Raw genomic sequence first — 15257 nt, forward strand, 5'->3', positions numbered from 1 at the left:
CCCATCTGCGGGTTCCCGGCACCAACGGATACAGTCACGCCGAGGCAACCAGCGGGGACAGGAGAGGGTCATTACCGGCAACCGGCAGGCAAGCTGGGCGTTCGCCGACGCCTATGCCGCCGAGGACGACGCGCTGCGCTGGGCCCGTGACCGGGCCCGCGAGGCAGGGCTGCGCTCGGTGTCGCCCAGCACCGGCGCCGCGCTGCGGCTGCTCGCCGCCACCGTGGACGCCAAGGCGGTCGCGGAGATCGGTACCGGCACCGGCGTCTCCGGGATCCACCTGCTGTACGGCATGCGTCCCGACGGGGTCCTGACCACGGTCGACCCCGAGCCGGAGCACCAGCAGTTCGCCCGGCAGGCCTTCCGTGCCTGCGGCTTCGCCAGCAACCGGGCCCGGTTCATCCCCGGCCGCGCACTCGACGTGCTGCCCCGGCTCGCGGACGCCGGCTACGACCTGGTCTTCTGCGACGGCGACCGGCTGGAGTTCCTCGACTATCTCGCCGAATCGTTGCGTCTGCTGCGCCCGGGCGGGCTCGTGGTCTTCGAGGGGGTCTTCGCCAACGGCCGCACGGTCGACTCGGGCCCGCAGCCCACGGAGGTCATAAGGGTCCGGGAGCTGCTGCGGGCGGTGCGCGAGAGCCAGGAGCTGGTGCCGTCCCTGCTGCCCGTGGGCGACGGGCTGCTGTGCGCGGTCAAGCGCTGAGCACTGGGCCGTACGGGCGAGGCAGCCTCGGAGAGACAGCGGCCCCGGCACCCAAGGGGATGCCGGGGCGACTGAAAGGGTATGGTCGCTTGCGCGTCAGCCGACGACCTTCTTGAGGGCGTCGCCGAGCGCGTCGGCCTCGTCGGGCGTCAGCTCGACGACGAGCCGACCGCCGCCTTCGAGCGGAACGCGCATGACGATGCCCCGCCCCTCCTTGGTCACCTCGAGCGGGCCATCGCCCGTCCGCGGCTTCATGGCCGCCATGCTCGTTCCCCTTCCTGAAACCAGCTCACGTCAAAAGCCGACGGCCCTGGCAGGGCACGCGCGATCCAGGTGGGACACGCGACACCGGCATCGAACACATTGCTTCCCGGCCATTATCCCGCATCTCAGGACCCGATGACCAACATCAGTAGGCATCGCTTGGGCAACGCGCGCGAGCAAAACCACCCAATTCGGCGATGTGGCTGCGATACTGCGCCGCCGCACGGACACCCCGGGTCCGTGAACCGGGTCGAATTCTTTGACGCAGGTCACACGTCACGTCCGGTCCTCGGACGCCATGCTGTTCTCTGGTGACCTAGCGGACACACAAGCAGACACACGAGCCGACACGCATAAGGGGATACGACATGGCCGACACCGTGCTCTACGAGGTGAGCGACGGGCTCGCGACGATCACGCTGAACCGCCCCGAGGCGATGAACGCGCTGAACGTGGCGGCCAAGGTCGCCCTGCGGGACGCGGCGCGCGCGGCGGCGGACGACACCGGGGTGCGGGCGGTGCTGCTGACCGCCGCCGGGGACCGGGCCTTCTGCGTCGGCCAGGACCTCAAGGAGCACATCGGGCTGCTGGCCGAGGGGTCGGGGCACGTCATGAGCACGGTCAAGGAGCACTACAACCCGATCGTGCGGGCGCTGACGGAGGCGGCGAAGCCGGTCGTCGCCGCGGTGAACGGGGTCGCGGCGGGCGCGGGCTTCGGGTTCGCGCTGGCGGCGGACTACCGCGTCGTCGCCGACACGGCGTCCTTCAACACCTCGTTCGCGAAGGTCGCGCTGACCGCCGACTCCGGTGTCTCCTGGACGCTGCCGCGGGTGGTCGGGCCGGGGCGGGCCGCCGATCTGCTGCTGTTCCCGCGGAACATCCCGGCGCAGGAGGCGTACGAGCTGGGGATCGCGAACCGGGTGGTCCCCTCCGCCGATCTGCGTGCCGAGGGCGAGAAGGTGGCGCGGGCGTTGGCTTCAGGGCCGACCGTGGCCTACGCGGCACTCAAGGAGGCCGTTGCGTTCGGGTTCTCGCACTCGCTCTCCGAGACGCTGGAGAAGGAGGACGAGTTGCAGGCTCGGGCCGGTGCGTCCGAGGACCACACGATTGCGGTTTCGGCGTTCGTGAAGAAGGAGACGCCTCAGTATCTGGGGCGCTGAGGTCACGTGGCGGGTGCGGGTGCGCTGTGGCTGGTCGCGCAGTTCCCCGCGCCCCTAAGGGGCGCTTCTGCTCACGCAGGTCTCCAAGTGGTCGTTCACCAAACCGCACGCCTGCATCAGCGCGTAGGCCGTCGTCGGGCCCACGAAGCGGAGGCCCTTCTTCTTGAGGGCCTTCGACAGGGCCGTCGACTCGTCCGTGACCGCCGGGACGTCCGACAGGGTCTTCGGGGCCTCGGTCCGCGTCGGGGCGTGGGACCAGATCAGTTCGTCCAGGGCGCCCGGGGTCCAGTCCAGGAGCACGCGGGCGTTGGCCAGGGTCGCGTCGATCTTGGCCCGGTTGCGGATGATGCCGGCGTCGGCGAGCAGGCGTTCGCGGTCCTCGTCGGTGAAGGCGGCCACCGAGGCGATCTTGAAGTCGGCGAACGCGGCGCGGAAGCCCTCGCGGCGGCGCAGGATCGTGATCCAGGACAGGCCGGACTGGAAGGCCTCCAGGCTGAGGCGCTCGAAGAGGGCGTCGTCGCCGTGGACCGGGCGGCCCCACTCCTCGTCGTGGTACGTGATGTAGTCGGGCGTGGACAGGGCCCAGGGGCAGCGCAGGGCGCCGTCGGGGCCGGCGAGGGCGGCGCCGTCGCTCACTGTTCGTCCTCCGGCGCGGGCTTCTCGAAGGAGACATGGGGCCGCGCCGGGGGCTGGGCACCCGCGAGGGCGGTCTCCAGGACGGCGATCCGGGCGTCGCGCTCGGCGAGCTCGGCGGCGACCCGGTTCAGGGCGTCGTCGACGTCCTCCATGCGGTAGCCGCGGAGGGTGAGCGGGAAGCGGAGCCGGTCGACGTCGGACCGGTCGAGCGGACGGTCCGGGGGCAGCGGGTCGTGCAGGCGCTCGGGGGCCACCTCGGGCAGCGGGCCGGTGCCCTCACCGCCGCCCACCACGGCGAGTGTCACCGCGGCGACCACGACGGCGAGCGCGATGACCAGGAACAAGAACATAACCATCGGTGGGTCCCCACGCTCGGTGTGCTCGATCTCGGATGTGTGTGGGTCCGATCGTGCCATGCGAGCCCGGCGGTTAGGGTCACAGGCGGCGGATGCGCGGCAGGCACTAGGAGAGGTCACAGGCGATGCTCAGGCTGGGCAGGCGGGAATTCGGGGCCCACGAGCCGGTGATCATGGCGATCGTGAACCGGACCCCTGACTCCTTCTACGACCAGGGGGCCACCTTCCGGGACGAGCCGGCGCTCGCCCGGGTGGAGCAGGCCGTGGCCGAGGGCGCCGCCATCGTCGACATCGGCGGGGTGAAGGCCGGACCCGGCGACGAGGTGACCGCCGAGGAGGAGGCGCGGCGCACGGTCGGGTTCGTGGCGGAGGTACGACGGCGCTTCCCTGACGTGATCATCAGCGTGGACACCTGGCGGGCCGAGGTCGGCGAGGCGGTCTGCGAGGCGGGCGCGGATCTGCTGAACGACGCGTGGGGCGGGGTGGATCCCGGGCTGGCGGAGGTCGCCGCGCGGTACGGGGCGGGGCTGGTGTGCACCCACGCGGGCGGCGCGGAGCCGAGGACACGGCCGCACCGGGTGACGTACGACGACGTCATGGCCGACATTCTGCGGGTGACCGTGGGGCTGGCGGAACGGGCCGCCGAACTGGGGGTGCCGAGGGAGTCGATCATGATCGACCCCGGGCACGACTTCGGGAAGAACACCCGGCACAGCCTGGAGGCGACACGGCGGCTGCCGGAGATGGTGGAGACGGGCTGGCCGGTGCTGGTGTCGCTGTCCAACAAGGACTTCGTCGGGGAGACGCTGGACCGGCCGGTGAAGGAGCGGGTGCTGGGCACGCTGGCGACGACCGCCGTGTCGGCGTGGCTCGGCGCGCAGGTGTACCGGGTGCACGAGGTGGCGGAGACCCGGCAGGTGCTGGACATGGTGGCGTCCCTCGCGGGCCACCGCCCACCGGCGGTGGCCCGACGAGGACTCGCCTGAACCGCTGAGCGGTCAGTCGCGGGCCGCTTCCTTCGACACCAGGGCGACCGCCTCGTCCACGTCGTCCGTGACGTGGAAGAGGAGCAGGTCCTTCTCGGCCGCCTTGCCCTGGGCGACCAGGGTGTTCTTGAGCCAGTCGACGAGTCCGCCCCAGTACTCCGTGCCGAAGAGGACGATCGGGAAGCGGGTCACCTTCTGGGTCTGGACGAGGGTGAGGGCCTCGAAGAGCTCGTCCAGGGTGCCGAGTCCGCCGGGCAGGACCACGAAGCCCTGCGCGTACTTCACGAACATCATCTTGCGGACGAAGAAGTAGCGGAAGTTGAGGCCGATGTCGACGTAGGGGTTGAGGCCCTGCTCGAAGGGGAGCTCGATGCCGAGGCCGACCGAGGTGCCGCCCGCCTCGCAGGCGCCCTTGTTCGCCGCCTCCATCGCGCCGGGGCCGCCGCCGGTGATCACCGCCCAGCCGGCGTCGACGAGGGCGCGGCCGAGGCGGACGCCCGCCTCGTACTCCGGGGAGTCGGCGGGCGTCCGGGCGGAGCCGAACACACTGATCGCCGGGGGCAGTTCGGCCAGGGTGCCGAAGCCCTCGATGAACTCCGACTGGATGCGCAGGACGCGCCAGGGGTCCGTGTGGACCCAGTCCGAGGGGCCTCCCGCGTCGAGCAGCCGCTGGTCGGTGGTGCTCGCCGTGACCTGACCCCGCCGTCGGAGGACCGGCCCCAGCCGCTGCTCGTCCGGCGGCTGCTTCTTCCCCTCGGGGTTTCCGGTAGCCATGTGCGCTCCCTCCGCTTGCAGGTCTTTCCGTGCCAGCGTAGATCCACCCGGGTTACGGACGGGGGACGTCGGCGTGTCCGGCACAAAGCGCCCGGTGTCGGGCACGTGCGGGCGGGCGTCCGGGGTCAGCCGACGAGCCAGTCCCGCAGGCGCTCCTCCCCCGCCAGGACCTTCGCCACCTCGACGCGTTCGTCGCGCTTGTGGGCCAGGTGCGGATTGCCGGGGCCGTAGTTGACCGCGGGGACGCCGAGCGACGAGAAGCGGCTGACGTCGGTCCAGCCGTATTTGGGCATCGGGGTGCCGCCCACGGCCTCGATGAAGGCGGCCGCCGCGGGGTGGGAGAGGCCGGGCAGGGCGCCGGGGCTGTGGTCGTCGACGACGAACTCCGTGACGCCGCAGTCCGCGAACACCTCCCTGACGTGGGCGATCGCCTCCTCGCCGGTGCGGTCCGGCGCGTAGCGGAAGTTGACGGTGACCACGCACTCGTCGGGGATGACGTTGCCCGCGACCCCGCCCTGGACGCCGACCGCGTTCAGGCCCTCGCGGTACTCCAGGCCGTCGATGACGGGCCACCGCGGCCGGTACTCCGCGAGGCGGGCCAGGATGGGGGCGGCGGCGTGGATCGCGTTGGAGCCCATCCAGCCGCGCGCCGAGTGGGCCCGCTCGCCGGAGGTCTTCAGCAGCACCCGCAGGGTGCCCTGGCAGCCGCCCTCGACCTGGCCGTCGGAGGGCTCCAGCAGGACGGCGAAGTCGCCGACGAGCCACTCCGGACGGGCCTCGGCGACATGCTTGAGGCCGTTGAGGTCGGCGGCGACCTCCTCGTTGTCGTAGAAGACGAAGGTCAGGTCGCGGTTGGGGGCCGGGACGGTGGCCGCGATCCGCAGCTGGACGGCGACGCCGGCCTTCATGTCGCAGGTGCCGCAACCCCACAGGACCCCGTCCTCGTCGAGGCGCGAGGGGACGTTGCCGGCGATCGGCACGGTGTCGATGTGGCCGGCGAGGATCACCCGCTCCGGACGGCCCAGGTCGGTCCGGGCGATCACGTTGTTGCCGAGCCGGTCCACCGTGAGGTGCGGCAGCGCGCGCAGGGCGGCCTCGATCGCGTCCGCGAGGGGCTTCTCGGTGCCGCTCTCGGAGGGGAAGTCGACGAGCTGCGCGGTCAGGGCGGCGGCGTCCAGCGTGAGATCAAGGGGGGTGTCGGCCATGGCGTCGACCCTAACGCGCCAGATCCGCATACCGCTCTTCACCGGCTGAACACCAGTCTCCTCCGTATCCGTACTCTCCAGTACCTTGTACGCGTGCCAGAGCTGTCCCCCTCCCCCAAGCGTCGCGGCCGCCGCCTCCTGAGGATCGGTGCGTCCTGCGTGGTCCTGTCAGCCGTCGCGGGCTATGTCGTGGTCCAGTACGTCACCGGTGGGGCCGACGATCCCGGGTGCAGAGTCGTCTCCGGCACGGGGGACGGCAAGGCGCGGTACGAGTTCACGCCCGAGCAGGCGGTGAACGCGGCGACGATCGCGGCCGTCGGCACCAACCGGGAGATGCCCGAGCGGGCCGTGGCCATCGCGCTGGCGACCGCGATCCAGGAGTCGGGGCTGCGCAACCTCGCCCACGGCGACCGGGACTCGCTCGGTCTGTTCCAGCAGCGGCCCTCGCAGGGCTGGGGCACCGAGAAGCAGGTCACGGACCCGGCGTACGCGGCGAGCATCTTCTACGAGCACCTGGCCAAGGTGCCCGACTACACCGAACTCCCGCTCACCGTCGCCGCGCAGAAGGTGCAGCGCAGCGGCTACCCGGAGGCGTACGCCAAGCACGAGGAGGACGCCGTGATGCTGGCCGCCGCGCTCACCGGGACCTCGGCGGCCACGCTGACCTGCGACGGACGCCTGGGCTCCGGTACGGCGACCGCCGCGGCGGCGGTCACCGGCCCGGAGGCGGTGCGCGCGGCGCTCTCGCGGGACTTCGGGCGGGACGCGCTGGAGGAAGCGAAGGCGCAGGAGGACGGGAACGGGAACGGCGACGGGGACGGCAAGGCGTCCGCCTCGGCCGAAAGCACCGTGCCCGCCGCCGAGACCGACGGACGGACGGTGACCCTGCCCGTGTCCCGGGAGACCTCCGCCGGGCGCGCCGTGCGCGAGCGGGGCTGGCAGCTGGCGCACTGGGCCGTAGCGAACGCCTCGGCGCTGCACATCCGGCAGGTGTCGTACGGGGGCCGGGAGTGGACCGCCGGGAACACCGACAGCCAGTGGCGGGCCACGGGGTCGGGCAGCACGGAGGCGGCCGGGGCGGCGGGGTCGGGCGGCGGCACGGGCAGTGTGCGGATCGTGACCGGGCAGTAGTACGGGTCTTCACCCGGGCGGGTGGGGTGCGGGGCCGCGGACCGGCCCGGCACCCGGTTTTCCTCGCCGTCCCCGACGGATGGGCGGAATCGTTGGGGGCGCTGGACTCCGGGCGTTCGGCGGACTTTCACATCGGGTGCTTATCGGGTACTTTTCGCCCGCTTTTGTCCACGGCCCGATAATGCGACGCATTGCCAACTCTTTGCATCGGGCGTGCGCAACCTTCGGCGGCTTCGAGCGGTAGTCACAGCGTTCTCTGTTCTCTCCCGTCGAAGGAGCACCATGTCCCTCCCCCTGACCCGCAGGATCGCCCGTGCCGCGCTGCTCGTCGCTGCGGGAGCGGCCGCCGGGGTCGGTGCGGCCGGCGCCGCGAGCGCTGCCCCCTCCACCCTGCCCGCCACCCCGGACCTCGGCGGGCTGACCGCCCTGGACGGGGCGACCGTCGGCAAGACGCTCGACGGTGCGACCCGCAGCGCGACCGGGGTCGCGGGCGAAGCGGGCGGCAAGGCCGTGGAGAAGGCCGTGCCGGGCGCGGGCAAGGCCGGCGGCAAGGCCGTGAAGAAGGCGACGCCCGCGGTGCAGAAGGTGGCCGGTGAGACCGCCGGGTCCGCCGGGGGTGTCCTCGGGGACACCGCCAAGTCCGCGACCAAGGGCGGGCTGCCGACGGACGCGCTCACCAAGGGCGGGCTGCCGGGCGGCGGCACGGTGAAGGGCCTGCCGCTCGGCTGACGCCGGGTTTCTCGAGCCGGTGAGTGCGGCGGGGTCCAGGGGTTTTCCCTGGACCCCGTTCCGTTTCCTTGTGCTAGTCCGCCGTCAGGCGGGACACCGCGGCGGCGATCCGTTCGTCCGTCGCCGTCAGGGCCACGCGGACGAAGGTGGCGCCCGCCTCGCCGTAGAAGTCGCCGGGGGCGACCAGGATGCCCCGGTCGGCGAGACGGGCGACCGTGGCCCAGCAGGACTCGTCGCGGGTGGCCCAGAGGTAGAGGCTGGCCTCGCTGTGCTCGATGCGGAAGCCGTGGGCCACCAGGGCGTCGCGCAGCAGGGTGCGGCGGGCCGCGTAGCGGGCGCGCTGCTCATGGACGTGGGTGTCGTCGCCGAGGGCCGCCACGACCGCCGCCTGGGTGGGCGCCGAGGTCATCATGCCGCCGTGCTTGCGGATCTCCAGCAGCGGGGCGAGGACCGCGGGGTCGCCGGCCAGGAAGGCGGCACGGTAGCCCGCGAGGTTCGAGCGCTTGGAGAGCGAGTGGACCGCGACGATGCCGTCGTACGACCCGCCGTTCACGTCCGGGTGCAGCACCGAGACGGGGTCGGCCTCCCAGCCCAGTTCGAGGTAGCACTCGTCGGAGAAGAGCAGGACGCCGTGCTCACGGGCCCAGGCGACGATCCGGGTCAGCTCCTGCGCGGAGAGGACCTTGCCGGTGGGGTTCGACGGGGAGTTCAGCCAGAGGAGCTTCAGGCCGTTCGGGTCGAGTGCGGTGGGGTCGTCGTAGACCTCGTACGCGGCACGGGCGAGGCGGGCGCCGACCTCGTACGTCGGGTAGGCGAGGCGCGGGTACGCGACCCGGTCGCCGGGGCCGAGGCCGAGCTGGGTCGGCAGCCAGGCGACGAGTTCCTTGGAGCCGACGATCGGCAGGACGTGCCGGTGGGTGACCTCACGGGCGCCCAGCCGCCGCTCCACCCAGCCGGTGATCGCGTCCCGCAGCGCCGGGGTGCCCCAGACGGTCGGGTAGCCCGGCGAGTCCGCCGCGTCGATCAGGGCCTTCTGGATCAGGTCGGGGACCGGGTCGACCGGCGTGCCGACGGAGAGGTCGACGATGCCGTCCGGATGCGAGGCGGCCGTCTTCTTGTACGGCTCCAGCTTGTCCCAGGGGAACGTGGGCAGGCGGTCGGAGACTGCGGACACGGGTTCTGGCTCACTTTCTCGTACGGACTCCCGTACGGACGGCAAACGCCTCGGTCCCGTACGGCCGACAGAGCCCAGCAGGGGCTCATCAGGCCGTACGGGACCGAGGCGGCGCGTGTGGTGCGGGCCGCTTCGCGGTTACTCGGCCTGCGGCGGCAGCGCGGCGATGAAGGGGTGGTCGCGTTCGATCAGACCCAGCTTGCTGGCGCCGCCGGGCGAGCCGAGCTCGTCGAAGAACTCGACGTTCGCCTTGTAGTAGTCCTTCCACTCCTCCGGAGTGTCGTCCTCGTAGAAGATCGCCTCGACCGGGCAGACCGGCTCACAGGCACCACAGTCGACGCATTCGTCCGGGTGGATGTACAAGGACCTGGAGCCCTCGTAGATGCAGTCGACCGGGCACTCCTCGATGCACGCCTTGTCCTTCACGTCGACACAAGGCTGCGCGATGACGTAGGTCACGCTGTCGTTCCTCCTCGATAGGGCGCTGGCGGGCCTGCTCAGGCCCTGCCGCCTGGCGCGCGGGAGCGCGGCGTCGTCGATGCCCGCCCCTAGTATCTCCGTTCTTGGGCATGATCCGAACAGGAGGGGTGAACCGACCAGTGGAAATCTCGGCCTACGGACGCCTCGAGGTCCGTATCACCGCTGCTGACGTGGGCAAACGCGTCTCTGTACGGCGGTTGGGCGACCCTGGGGTGACGGAGGGGAAATTCACCGACACGGTGGGTGTTCTCACATCATGGGACAAGGGTGTGCTCGTGATCACACGGAAGAGCGGGGAGGTCGTCCGGATTGACGCGTCCTCGCTGGTCGCCGGGAAGGTCGTCCCCGCCGCCCCGGCCCGCCGCCGGGGTCCCTCCGCCACGTACGAGGAACTCGCCCGCGCCGCCTCGCGCGCCTGGCGGCCGGTGGAGAGCGAGCGGCTCGGCGCGTGGGAGCTGCGGGCCGCCTCCGGGTTCACCCGCCGCGCCAACTCCGTGCTGCCGCTCGGCGACCCCGGCCTGCCGCTCGACGGGGCCCTGGACGCCGTACGACGCTGGTACGGCGAGCGCGGTCTGCCCGCCTATGTGCAGACGGCGACGGGCGCCGAGGGGACCCAGGAGCTGCTCTGCGCGGAGCTGGAGCGGCGCGGGTGGGTGCGCGAGGTGACCGCCGAGCTGTGGACCGGGGCGCTGGCGCCGGTCGCCGACCGGGCGGACGCTGAGGGTGTGGTGCTGGGCAGGGAGGCCGACGAGGCGTGGCTGGCCCGGTACCAGCGCAAGGGGGTGAGCGAGGTGGCTCTGAGCGTGCTGGGGAGCGGGCCGTCGGTGTGGTTCGCGTCGATACCCGGTCCGGCCGGGGGTGCGCCCGCCGCCATCGGGCGGTGTGTCGTGGACGGGCGGTGGGCCGGGTTCGGCGCCGTCGAGGTGGATCCGGAACAGCGCCGCAAGGGTCTCGCCACGCTCGTGATGGCCGCGCTGGCCCGGCGGGCCCTTGACGAGGGCGCCTCGGCCGCCTGGCTCCAGGTGGAGGAGGAGAACGCGGGGGCGCGCAGGCTGTACGCCGGGATGGGGTTCTCGGCGCATCACGCCTACCACCACTACCGGGAGCCGTCGTGAGCGCGTACGACCCCGCCGAGGTGCGGCGGCTGTTCGCCGAGGAGGCGCGGGCCGAGCGGCCCGATCTGGCGGCCCTGTGTCTGCTGATCGGCGCGGCGGCGGACCCGGAACTGGACGAGGCCGGCGTGGACGCGGCGCAGATGGAGCTCGACCGGCTGGCCGGGGAGGTGCCCTTCCGGCCGGGCGGGGCGCGGGCGTGGGCGCTGGCGCTGGAGGAGCTGCTGGGCGGGCGGTACGGGTTCCGGGGCTCCGGCGCGGACTATCAGCGCCTGGAGTCCTCGCTGCTGCACCAGGTGCTGCTGCGGCGGCGCGGGCTGCCGATCCTGCTGTCGGTGGTGTGGGTGGAGGTCGCGCGACGGGCGGGGGCGCCGGTGTACGGGGTCGCGCTGCCGGGACACTTCGTGGTGGGGTTCGGGCCGCCGGAGGATCTCGAACGGCAGGTGCTGGCCGATCCGTTCGACGGGGGCCGGGTGCTGTCGGGCGGCGACGCGGAGCTGCTTGTGGCCGGGGCGGGTGCGGCGCGGCTGGAGCCGTCGATGCTGGTGCCCGCGGAGCCGTTGTCGGTGGTGGTGCGGATCCTGAACAACATCCGGTCGTGGGCGGCGGCCCGGCCCGAGCGGTCGGATGTGGGGCTGTGGGCGGTGGAGTTGTCGCTGCTGGTGCCCTCTCATCCGGCTCGGCTGCGGTACGAGAAGGGGACGTTGCTGGTGCAGCGGGGGGATTTCCTGGGCGGGGCGGCGGAGTTGGAGGAGTACGCGTCGTTGGTGGAGGTGGTGGACGAGCCTGCGGCGGCGAAGGTGCGGCGGGAGGCTCATGCGGCGCGCTCCATGTTGAACTGACGGTTGCGGGGCGGGTGCGGGTGCGGGTGCGCTGTGCGGGTGCGTCGTGGCTGGTCGCGCAGTTCCCCGCGCCCCTGGGTGGGCTCCCCTTGCGCTTCTTTCAGAGCCAGCCCTTCTCCCTCGCTATCCGTACCGCCTCCGCCCTGTTCCTCGCCGCCAGTTTCTGGATCGCCGTCGAGAGGTAGTTGCGGACCGTCCCTTGGGACAGGTGGAGTTCCGCGGCCAGTTCGGCGTTCGTGGAGCCGTCGGCCGCCGCGCGGAGGATCTCCCTCTCGCGGTCCGTCAGGGGGTTGGCGCCCTCCGCGAGGGCCGCCGCCGCGAGGGTGGGGTCGATGACGCGCTCCCCCGCCAGTACCTTGCGTACCGCCTGGGCGAGTTGGGCGGCCGGGGCGTCCTTCACCAGGAAGGCGTCGGCGCCCGCCTCCATGGCGCTGCGGAGGTAGCCGGGGCGGCCGAAGGTCGTGAGGACGACCAGTTTCAGGCGCGGGAACTCCTGGTGGAGCAGGGCCGCCGCCTCGATGCCGGTGCAGCCGGGCATCTCGATGTCGAGGAGGGCCACGTCGACGTCGTGGGCGCGGGCGGCCGCGAGGACCTCGTCGCCGCGGGCCGCCTGGGCGACCACCTCGATGTCGTCCTCCAGGCCGAGGAGGGCCGCCAGTGCCTCGCGGACCATCGACTGGTCCTCCGCCAGCAGGACCTTGATCGTGCCGTCACTCATGGGCGGGATCCTACGTCCGCGGCGGTGCCCGCCGGGACGCGGGCGGTCAGCCGGAAGCCGCGTTTGACGCGGCCCGCCTCCAGGGTGCCGCCCGCCTTCTCCAGGCGTTCGGTGAGGCCGGTGAGGCCGTTCCCGGGGCCCTTGCCGGAACCGCCGGAGCCGTCGTCCTCGACGCAGAGTTCGAGGCGGGGGCCGTCGAGGGTCTGGCGGCGGACGACCTCCACCGTGCAGCGGGTGGCGCCGCTGTGCCGTACGACGTTGGTGACGGCCTCGCGCAGGGCCCAGGCGAGCGCGGACTCGCTCTCCTCGGGGACACCGTCGAGGTCGGGTTCGGCGGGGGTCACGGCGGTGATGCCCGCCGCCGTGAGGGCGACCTGGGTGCCGGCGAGTTCGGCGGCGAGGCGGGGGCGGCGGTAGCCGGTGACGGCCTCCCGGACGTCGACCAGGGCCTGGCGGCTGACCTGTTCGATGTCGGCGACCTGCTGGGCGGCCTTCTCGGGGTGGTCGGGGAGCATCCGGCCGGCCAGCTCGCTCTTGAGGGTGATCAGGGAGAGGGAGTGGCCGAGCAGGTCGTGCAGATCGCGGGCCAGGCGCAACCGCTCCTCGTTGGCGGCGAGTTGGGCGACGGTGGCGCGTGCCTTGCGCAACTCGACCGTCGTACGGACCAGTTGGCTGACGCCCGTCATCGCGAAGCCGATGAGGAGGACCAGGACGAGGAGGTTGGCGGCCTCCTCGATGTCGGTGCGCAGTCCGACGAGCATGAGCAGCGCGCCCGTGCCGGGGATCGCCCAGAACGCCATCCGCAGCGGCAGCGCGATCCCGCTGGCGACGGAGACGTAGCAGAACAGGCCGAGCCAGGCGGAGCCGAGCGTGAGGGACAGGACGACGGCGAGCACCGCCATCGCGCCGATGAGGCCGTGGACGACCTTCGACGGGTAGGGCGTCGCCCCCATGTCGCGGAAGAGGAGCGAGAGGTAGAGGGCGACGAACACCGCCAGGCCCGTCCAGCCGGCGACCGTGCCGGCGGTGGTGTGCCCGCCGGAGACGAGATCGTGGACCGGTGAGCTGAGGAACACCAGCCAGACGCCGATCCACAGCGCCTTGCGCCGCCACAGCTCGCGCCGGGTGCGGGCCGCCTGGCCCAGCAGGATCGAGGGTCCCTGGCGGGCTTCCTCCGACAGCGGGTCGTCCGTCATGGCACTCACGCCTTCAGCGTGTCCTTCCGGTACAGCCAGGCCGCGCCGCCCGTGAACAGGGCGAAGAAGACGGCCAGGATGGCGATGTCCTTGGCGTGCGGGGCCCGGCTCTGTTCGATCGCCTGCCCCAGGGCAGCGTACGCGTGGGTGGGCACCCACTTGGCTATGTCCTGCAGCCACTGGGGGAAGGTCGTCGTCGGCATCCACAGGCCGCCGAGGATCGACAGCCCGAAGTAGGTGATCATCGTGATGGGGCGGACCGCGTCCCCGCTCGCGAGGTAGCCGATCGCGACGCCCAGGGCGGCGAAGACGAGGCTGCCGGCCCAGATCGCGCCCGTCAGCGCCAACCACTGCCAGGCATCCAGCCGTACGCCCTTCACGGCCGCGGCGACGGCGAAGACGACGACGATCGACGGGAGGCTGACGACGGCCGCGCTCGCGGTCTTCGCCAGGACGTATCCGCGGCCCGGCAGCGTGGTCAGCCGGAGCTGGCGCACCCAGCCGCTCTCGCGCTCCTTGGCGATGCGCTCGCTGTTGCCCATCAGGACGGCGGTGAGGGCGCCGAAGGAGGCCATCGAGACCATCATGTACGTCGGGAGGGTCAGGCCGGTGCCGTCGACCTCGGTGGTGGCGTCGGCGCTGCCCGCGATCAGCAGGAACAGGACCGACGGGTAGATCACCGAGAAGAACAGGAACTTGCGGTTGCGCAGGGCGCGCGCGAGCTCCAGCTTGATCAGGCTGTTCACTTGCTCTTCGCCTCCTCGGCGGCGGTGATGGCGACGAAGGCCTGCTCCAGACCGAGCCCGGCGACTTCGAGGTTGCGGGGGTAGAGGCCGAGGCCGTAGAGCGCGTGGACGGTGGCGTCGGCGTCGGAGGACTGGATGCGGACCGTCTGGCCGGAGACGTCGAACGTGGTGAGGAAGGGCAGGCCGCGCAGCGCGGGCTCGTCGATGTCGCCCTCCAGGTCGAAGGAGACCCGGCGGGCGCCGGCCTTCGCCTTGATCTCGGCGGCGGTGCCGTCGGCCAGCAGCCGGCCCCGGTGCAGGACCAGGACGCGGTCGGCGATGGCGTCGGCCTCTTCCAGGTAGTGCGTCGCGAACAGAACGGTCCGCCCCTGGTCGGCCTGCTCCCGCATGGTGGCCCAGAAGCCCTGGCGGGTGGTGACGTCCATGCCGGTGGTGGGCTCGTCAAGGACGATCAGATCGCTGTCGCCGGCCGTGGCGAGGGCGAAGCGGACGCGCTGGGCCTGGCCGCCGGAGAGCTTGTTGACCTTGCGGGAGGCGATCTGGGCGATGCCGGCGCGGGCGAGTACGTCGGAGGCCTGGTACGGCTTGGGGTGCAGGGCGCAGGCGAGGCCGACCAGTTCGCCGACGGTGACCTCGTCCATCAGGCCGCCGCTCTGGAGCATGGCGCCGACCCGTCCGGCGACGATCGCCTCGCGCGGGCTGGTGCCGAAGACGCTGACCGTGCCGCCGTCTGCCTGCTTGAGGCCGAGCAGCAGGTCGAGGGTGGTGGACTTGCCGGCCCCGTTGGGCCCGAGGAGCGCCACGGTCTCCCCGGGGTGCAGCTCCAGGGTCAGCCCGTCCACGGCGCGTACCTCGCCGTAGGCCTTGCTCACGCGGTCGAAGCCGACCACGGGTGCTGTGGTCGACCCCGGGGGTGCTGTCTTCGTCGTCATGCCCCGATCGTCGCCCGGGGGACCGGGGCGGGGGCAGTGTCGGGCGTCCTCGGTGCCGCATGACAGATGTCATGCGCCGAATGACATGCGGCGAGTGACATGCGGCGAATTCA

18 protein-coding genes are annotated in these 15257 nt (G+C 72.2%); 7 read left to right on the forward strand and 11 right to left on the reverse strand.

Going from position 1 to position 15257, the window contains the following annotated elements; genetic code table 11:
* Window positions 1-28 precede the first annotated feature (28 nt).
* Window positions 29-703 (forward strand): O-methyltransferase, encoded by a 675-nt coding sequence (locus ABZ490_RS33420; RefSeq protein WP_358998687.1) that lies wholly within the window; start codon window positions 29-31, stop codon window positions 701-703.
* 96 nt (window positions 704-799) lie between these two features.
* Here the strand turns inward: ABZ490_RS33420 and ABZ490_RS33425 are convergent, their stop codons facing one another.
* The gene (locus tag ABZ490_RS33425) at window positions 800-967 is read right to left on the reverse strand and encodes a DUF3117 domain-containing protein (RefSeq protein WP_003966491.1); all 168 of its coding nucleotides are present in this window, start codon (window positions 965-967) and stop codon (window positions 800-802) included.
* Window positions 968-1335: 368 nt separating this feature from the next.
* Between ABZ490_RS33425 and ABZ490_RS33430 the strand changes: the two genes are divergently transcribed.
* Entirely contained in the window at window positions 1336-2127 is a 792-nt protein-coding gene (locus ABZ490_RS33430) for an enoyl-CoA hydratase-related protein (protein WP_358998551.1), read from the forward strand.
* A 54-nt stretch (window positions 2128-2181) separates the two neighbouring features.
* Here the strand turns inward: ABZ490_RS33430 and ABZ490_RS33435 are convergent, their stop codons facing one another.
* Both ABZ490_RS33435 and ABZ490_RS33440 read right to left on the reverse strand, forming a co-directional pair.
* Window positions 2182-2763, reverse strand: a complete 582-nt coding sequence (locus ABZ490_RS33435) for a DNA-3-methyladenine glycosylase I (protein ID WP_358998558.1) — start codon at window positions 2761-2763, stop codon at window positions 2182-2184.
* A complete protein-coding gene (locus tag ABZ490_RS33440) occupies window positions 2760-3113 on the reverse strand; it encodes a DivIVA domain-containing protein (protein ID WP_358998690.1) in 354 nt (117 codons plus the stop codon). The genes ABZ490_RS33435 and ABZ490_RS33440 overlap by 4 nt, the downstream gene beginning before the upstream one ends.
* Before the next feature lie 131 nt (window positions 3114-3244).
* Here ABZ490_RS33440 and folP point away from each other — a divergent pair, with 131 nt between their 5' ends.
* Window positions 3245-4105, forward strand: a complete 861-nt coding sequence (folP, locus tag ABZ490_RS33445; protein ID WP_358998561.1) for a dihydropteroate synthase — start codon at window positions 3245-3247, stop codon at window positions 4103-4105.
* A 12-nt stretch (window positions 4106-4117) separates the two neighbouring features.
* On the opposite strand, the gene ABZ490_RS33450 is transcribed toward folP, so the two are convergent.
* Window positions 4118-4879: a TIGR00730 family Rossman fold protein gene (locus ABZ490_RS33450; RefSeq protein WP_358998564.1), complete on the reverse strand. Its 762-nt coding sequence runs from the start codon at window positions 4877-4879 to the stop codon at window positions 4118-4120.
* Between the two features lie 125 nt (window positions 4880-5004).
* Window positions 5005-6084: a succinyl-diaminopimelate desuccinylase gene (dapE, locus tag ABZ490_RS33455; RefSeq protein WP_358998567.1), complete on the reverse strand. Its 1080-nt coding sequence runs from the start codon at window positions 6082-6084 to the stop codon at window positions 5005-5007.
* A gap of 93 nt (window positions 6085-6177) precedes the next feature.
* Between dapE and ABZ490_RS33460 the strand changes: the two genes are divergently transcribed.
* Both ABZ490_RS33460 and ABZ490_RS33465 read left to right on the forward strand, forming a co-directional pair.
* Window positions 6178-7215, forward strand: a complete 1038-nt coding sequence (locus tag ABZ490_RS33460) for a heavy metal transporter (RefSeq protein ID WP_358998570.1) — start codon at window positions 6178-6180, stop codon at window positions 7213-7215.
* Between the two features lie 282 nt (window positions 7216-7497).
* A complete protein-coding gene (locus ABZ490_RS33465; protein WP_358998572.1) occupies window positions 7498-7944 on the forward strand; it encodes an ATP-binding protein in 447 nt (148 codons plus the stop codon).
* A gap of 73 nt (window positions 7945-8017) precedes the next feature.
* Here the strand turns inward: ABZ490_RS33465 and ABZ490_RS33470 are convergent, their stop codons facing one another.
* On the reverse strand, window positions 8018-9118 hold the full coding sequence (locus ABZ490_RS33470; RefSeq protein WP_358998575.1) for a bifunctional succinyldiaminopimelate transaminase/glutamate-prephenate aminotransferase: 1101 nt from the start codon (window positions 9116-9118) through the stop codon (window positions 8018-8020).
* 138 nt (window positions 9119-9256) lie between these two features.
* Complete coding sequence (fdxA, locus tag ABZ490_RS33475; RefSeq protein ID WP_030961637.1) at window positions 9257-9577, reverse strand: ferredoxin; 321 nt, start codon at window positions 9575-9577, stop codon at window positions 9257-9259.
* Window positions 9578-9717: 140 nt separating this feature from the next.
* On the opposite strand from fdxA, the gene ABZ490_RS33480 reads away from it, so the two are divergent.
* Both ABZ490_RS33480 and ABZ490_RS33485 read left to right on the forward strand, forming a co-directional pair.
* Window positions 9718-10713, forward strand: a complete 996-nt coding sequence (locus ABZ490_RS33480; protein WP_358998693.1) for a GNAT family N-acetyltransferase — start codon at window positions 9718-9720, stop codon at window positions 10711-10713.
* Window positions 10710-11552, forward strand: coding sequence for a transglutaminase-like domain-containing protein (locus ABZ490_RS33485; RefSeq protein WP_358998580.1), 843 nt, complete (start codon window positions 10710-10712; stop codon window positions 11550-11552). Before ABZ490_RS33480 ends, ABZ490_RS33485 begins: the two co-directional genes overlap by 4 nt.
* Window positions 11553-11652: 100 nt before the next feature.
* Here ABZ490_RS33485 and ABZ490_RS33490 read toward each other — a convergent pair whose 3' ends face one another.
* Genes ABZ490_RS33490 through ABZ490_RS33505 form a run of 4 tightly spaced genes read right to left on the reverse strand, consistent with a single transcriptional unit; the run spans window position 11653 to window position 15144 of the window.
* On the reverse strand, window positions 11653-12270 hold the full coding sequence (locus tag ABZ490_RS33490) for a response regulator transcription factor (RefSeq protein WP_358998583.1): 618 nt from the start codon (window positions 12268-12270) through the stop codon (window positions 11653-11655).
* Entirely contained in the window at window positions 12267-13466 is a 1200-nt protein-coding gene (locus tag ABZ490_RS33495) for a histidine kinase (RefSeq protein WP_358998696.1), read from the reverse strand. The genes ABZ490_RS33490 and ABZ490_RS33495 overlap by 4 nt, the downstream gene beginning before the upstream one ends.
* Window positions 13467-13471: 5 nt before the next feature.
* On the reverse strand, window positions 13472-14212 hold the full coding sequence (locus tag ABZ490_RS33500; RefSeq protein ID WP_358998587.1) for an ABC transporter permease: 741 nt from the start codon (window positions 14210-14212) through the stop codon (window positions 13472-13474).
* Window positions 14209-15144: an ABC transporter ATP-binding protein gene (locus tag ABZ490_RS33505; RefSeq protein ID WP_358998590.1), complete on the reverse strand. Its 936-nt coding sequence runs from the start codon at window positions 15142-15144 to the stop codon at window positions 14209-14211. The genes ABZ490_RS33500 and ABZ490_RS33505 overlap by 4 nt, the downstream gene beginning before the upstream one ends.
* Window positions 15145-15257 lie beyond the last annotated feature (113 nt).

The organism is Streptomyces sp. NPDC005811, assembly GCF_040630405.1.
Classification (GTDB): domain Bacteria; phylum Actinomycetota; class Actinomycetes; order Streptomycetales; family Streptomycetaceae; genus Streptomyces.

Bases quoted from the DNA above. Each gene is read 5' to 3' on its own strand.
- ABZ490_RS33425 (WP_003966491.1), bottom strand. From the start codon at position 967: ATGGCGGCCATGAAGCCGCGGACGGGCGATGGCCCGCTCGAGGTGACC.
- ABZ490_RS33430 (WP_358998551.1), top strand. From the start codon at position 1,336: ATGGCCGACACCGTGCTCTACGAGGTGAGCGACGGGCTCGCGACGATC.
- ABZ490_RS33440 (WP_358998690.1), bottom strand. From the start codon at position 3,113: ATGTTCTTGTTCCTGGTCATCGCGCTCGCCGTCGTGGTCGCCGCGGTG.
- folP (WP_358998561.1), top strand. From the start codon at position 3,245: ATGCTCAGGCTGGGCAGGCGGGAATTCGGGGCCCACGAGCCGGTGATC.
- ABZ490_RS33450 (WP_358998564.1), bottom strand. From the start codon at position 4,879: ATGGCTACCGGAAACCCCGAGGGGAAGAAGCAGCCGCCGGACGAGCAG.
- dapE (WP_358998567.1), bottom strand. From the start codon at position 6,084: ATGGCCGACACCCCCCTTGATCTCACGCTGGACGCCGCCGCCCTGACC.
- ABZ490_RS33465 (WP_358998572.1), top strand. From the start codon at position 7,498: ATGTCCCTCCCCCTGACCCGCAGGATCGCCCGTGCCGCGCTGCTCGTC.
- ABZ490_RS33490 (WP_358998583.1), bottom strand. From the start codon at position 12,270: ATGAGTGACGGCACGATCAAGGTCCTGCTGGCGGAGGACCAGTCGATG.
- ABZ490_RS33495 (WP_358998696.1), bottom strand. From the start codon at position 13,466: ATGACGGACGACCCGCTGTCGGAGGAAGCCCGCCAGGGACCCTCGATC.
- ABZ490_RS33505 (WP_358998590.1), bottom strand. From the start codon at position 15,144: ATGACGACGAAGACAGCACCCCCGGGGTCGACCACAGCACCCGTGGTC.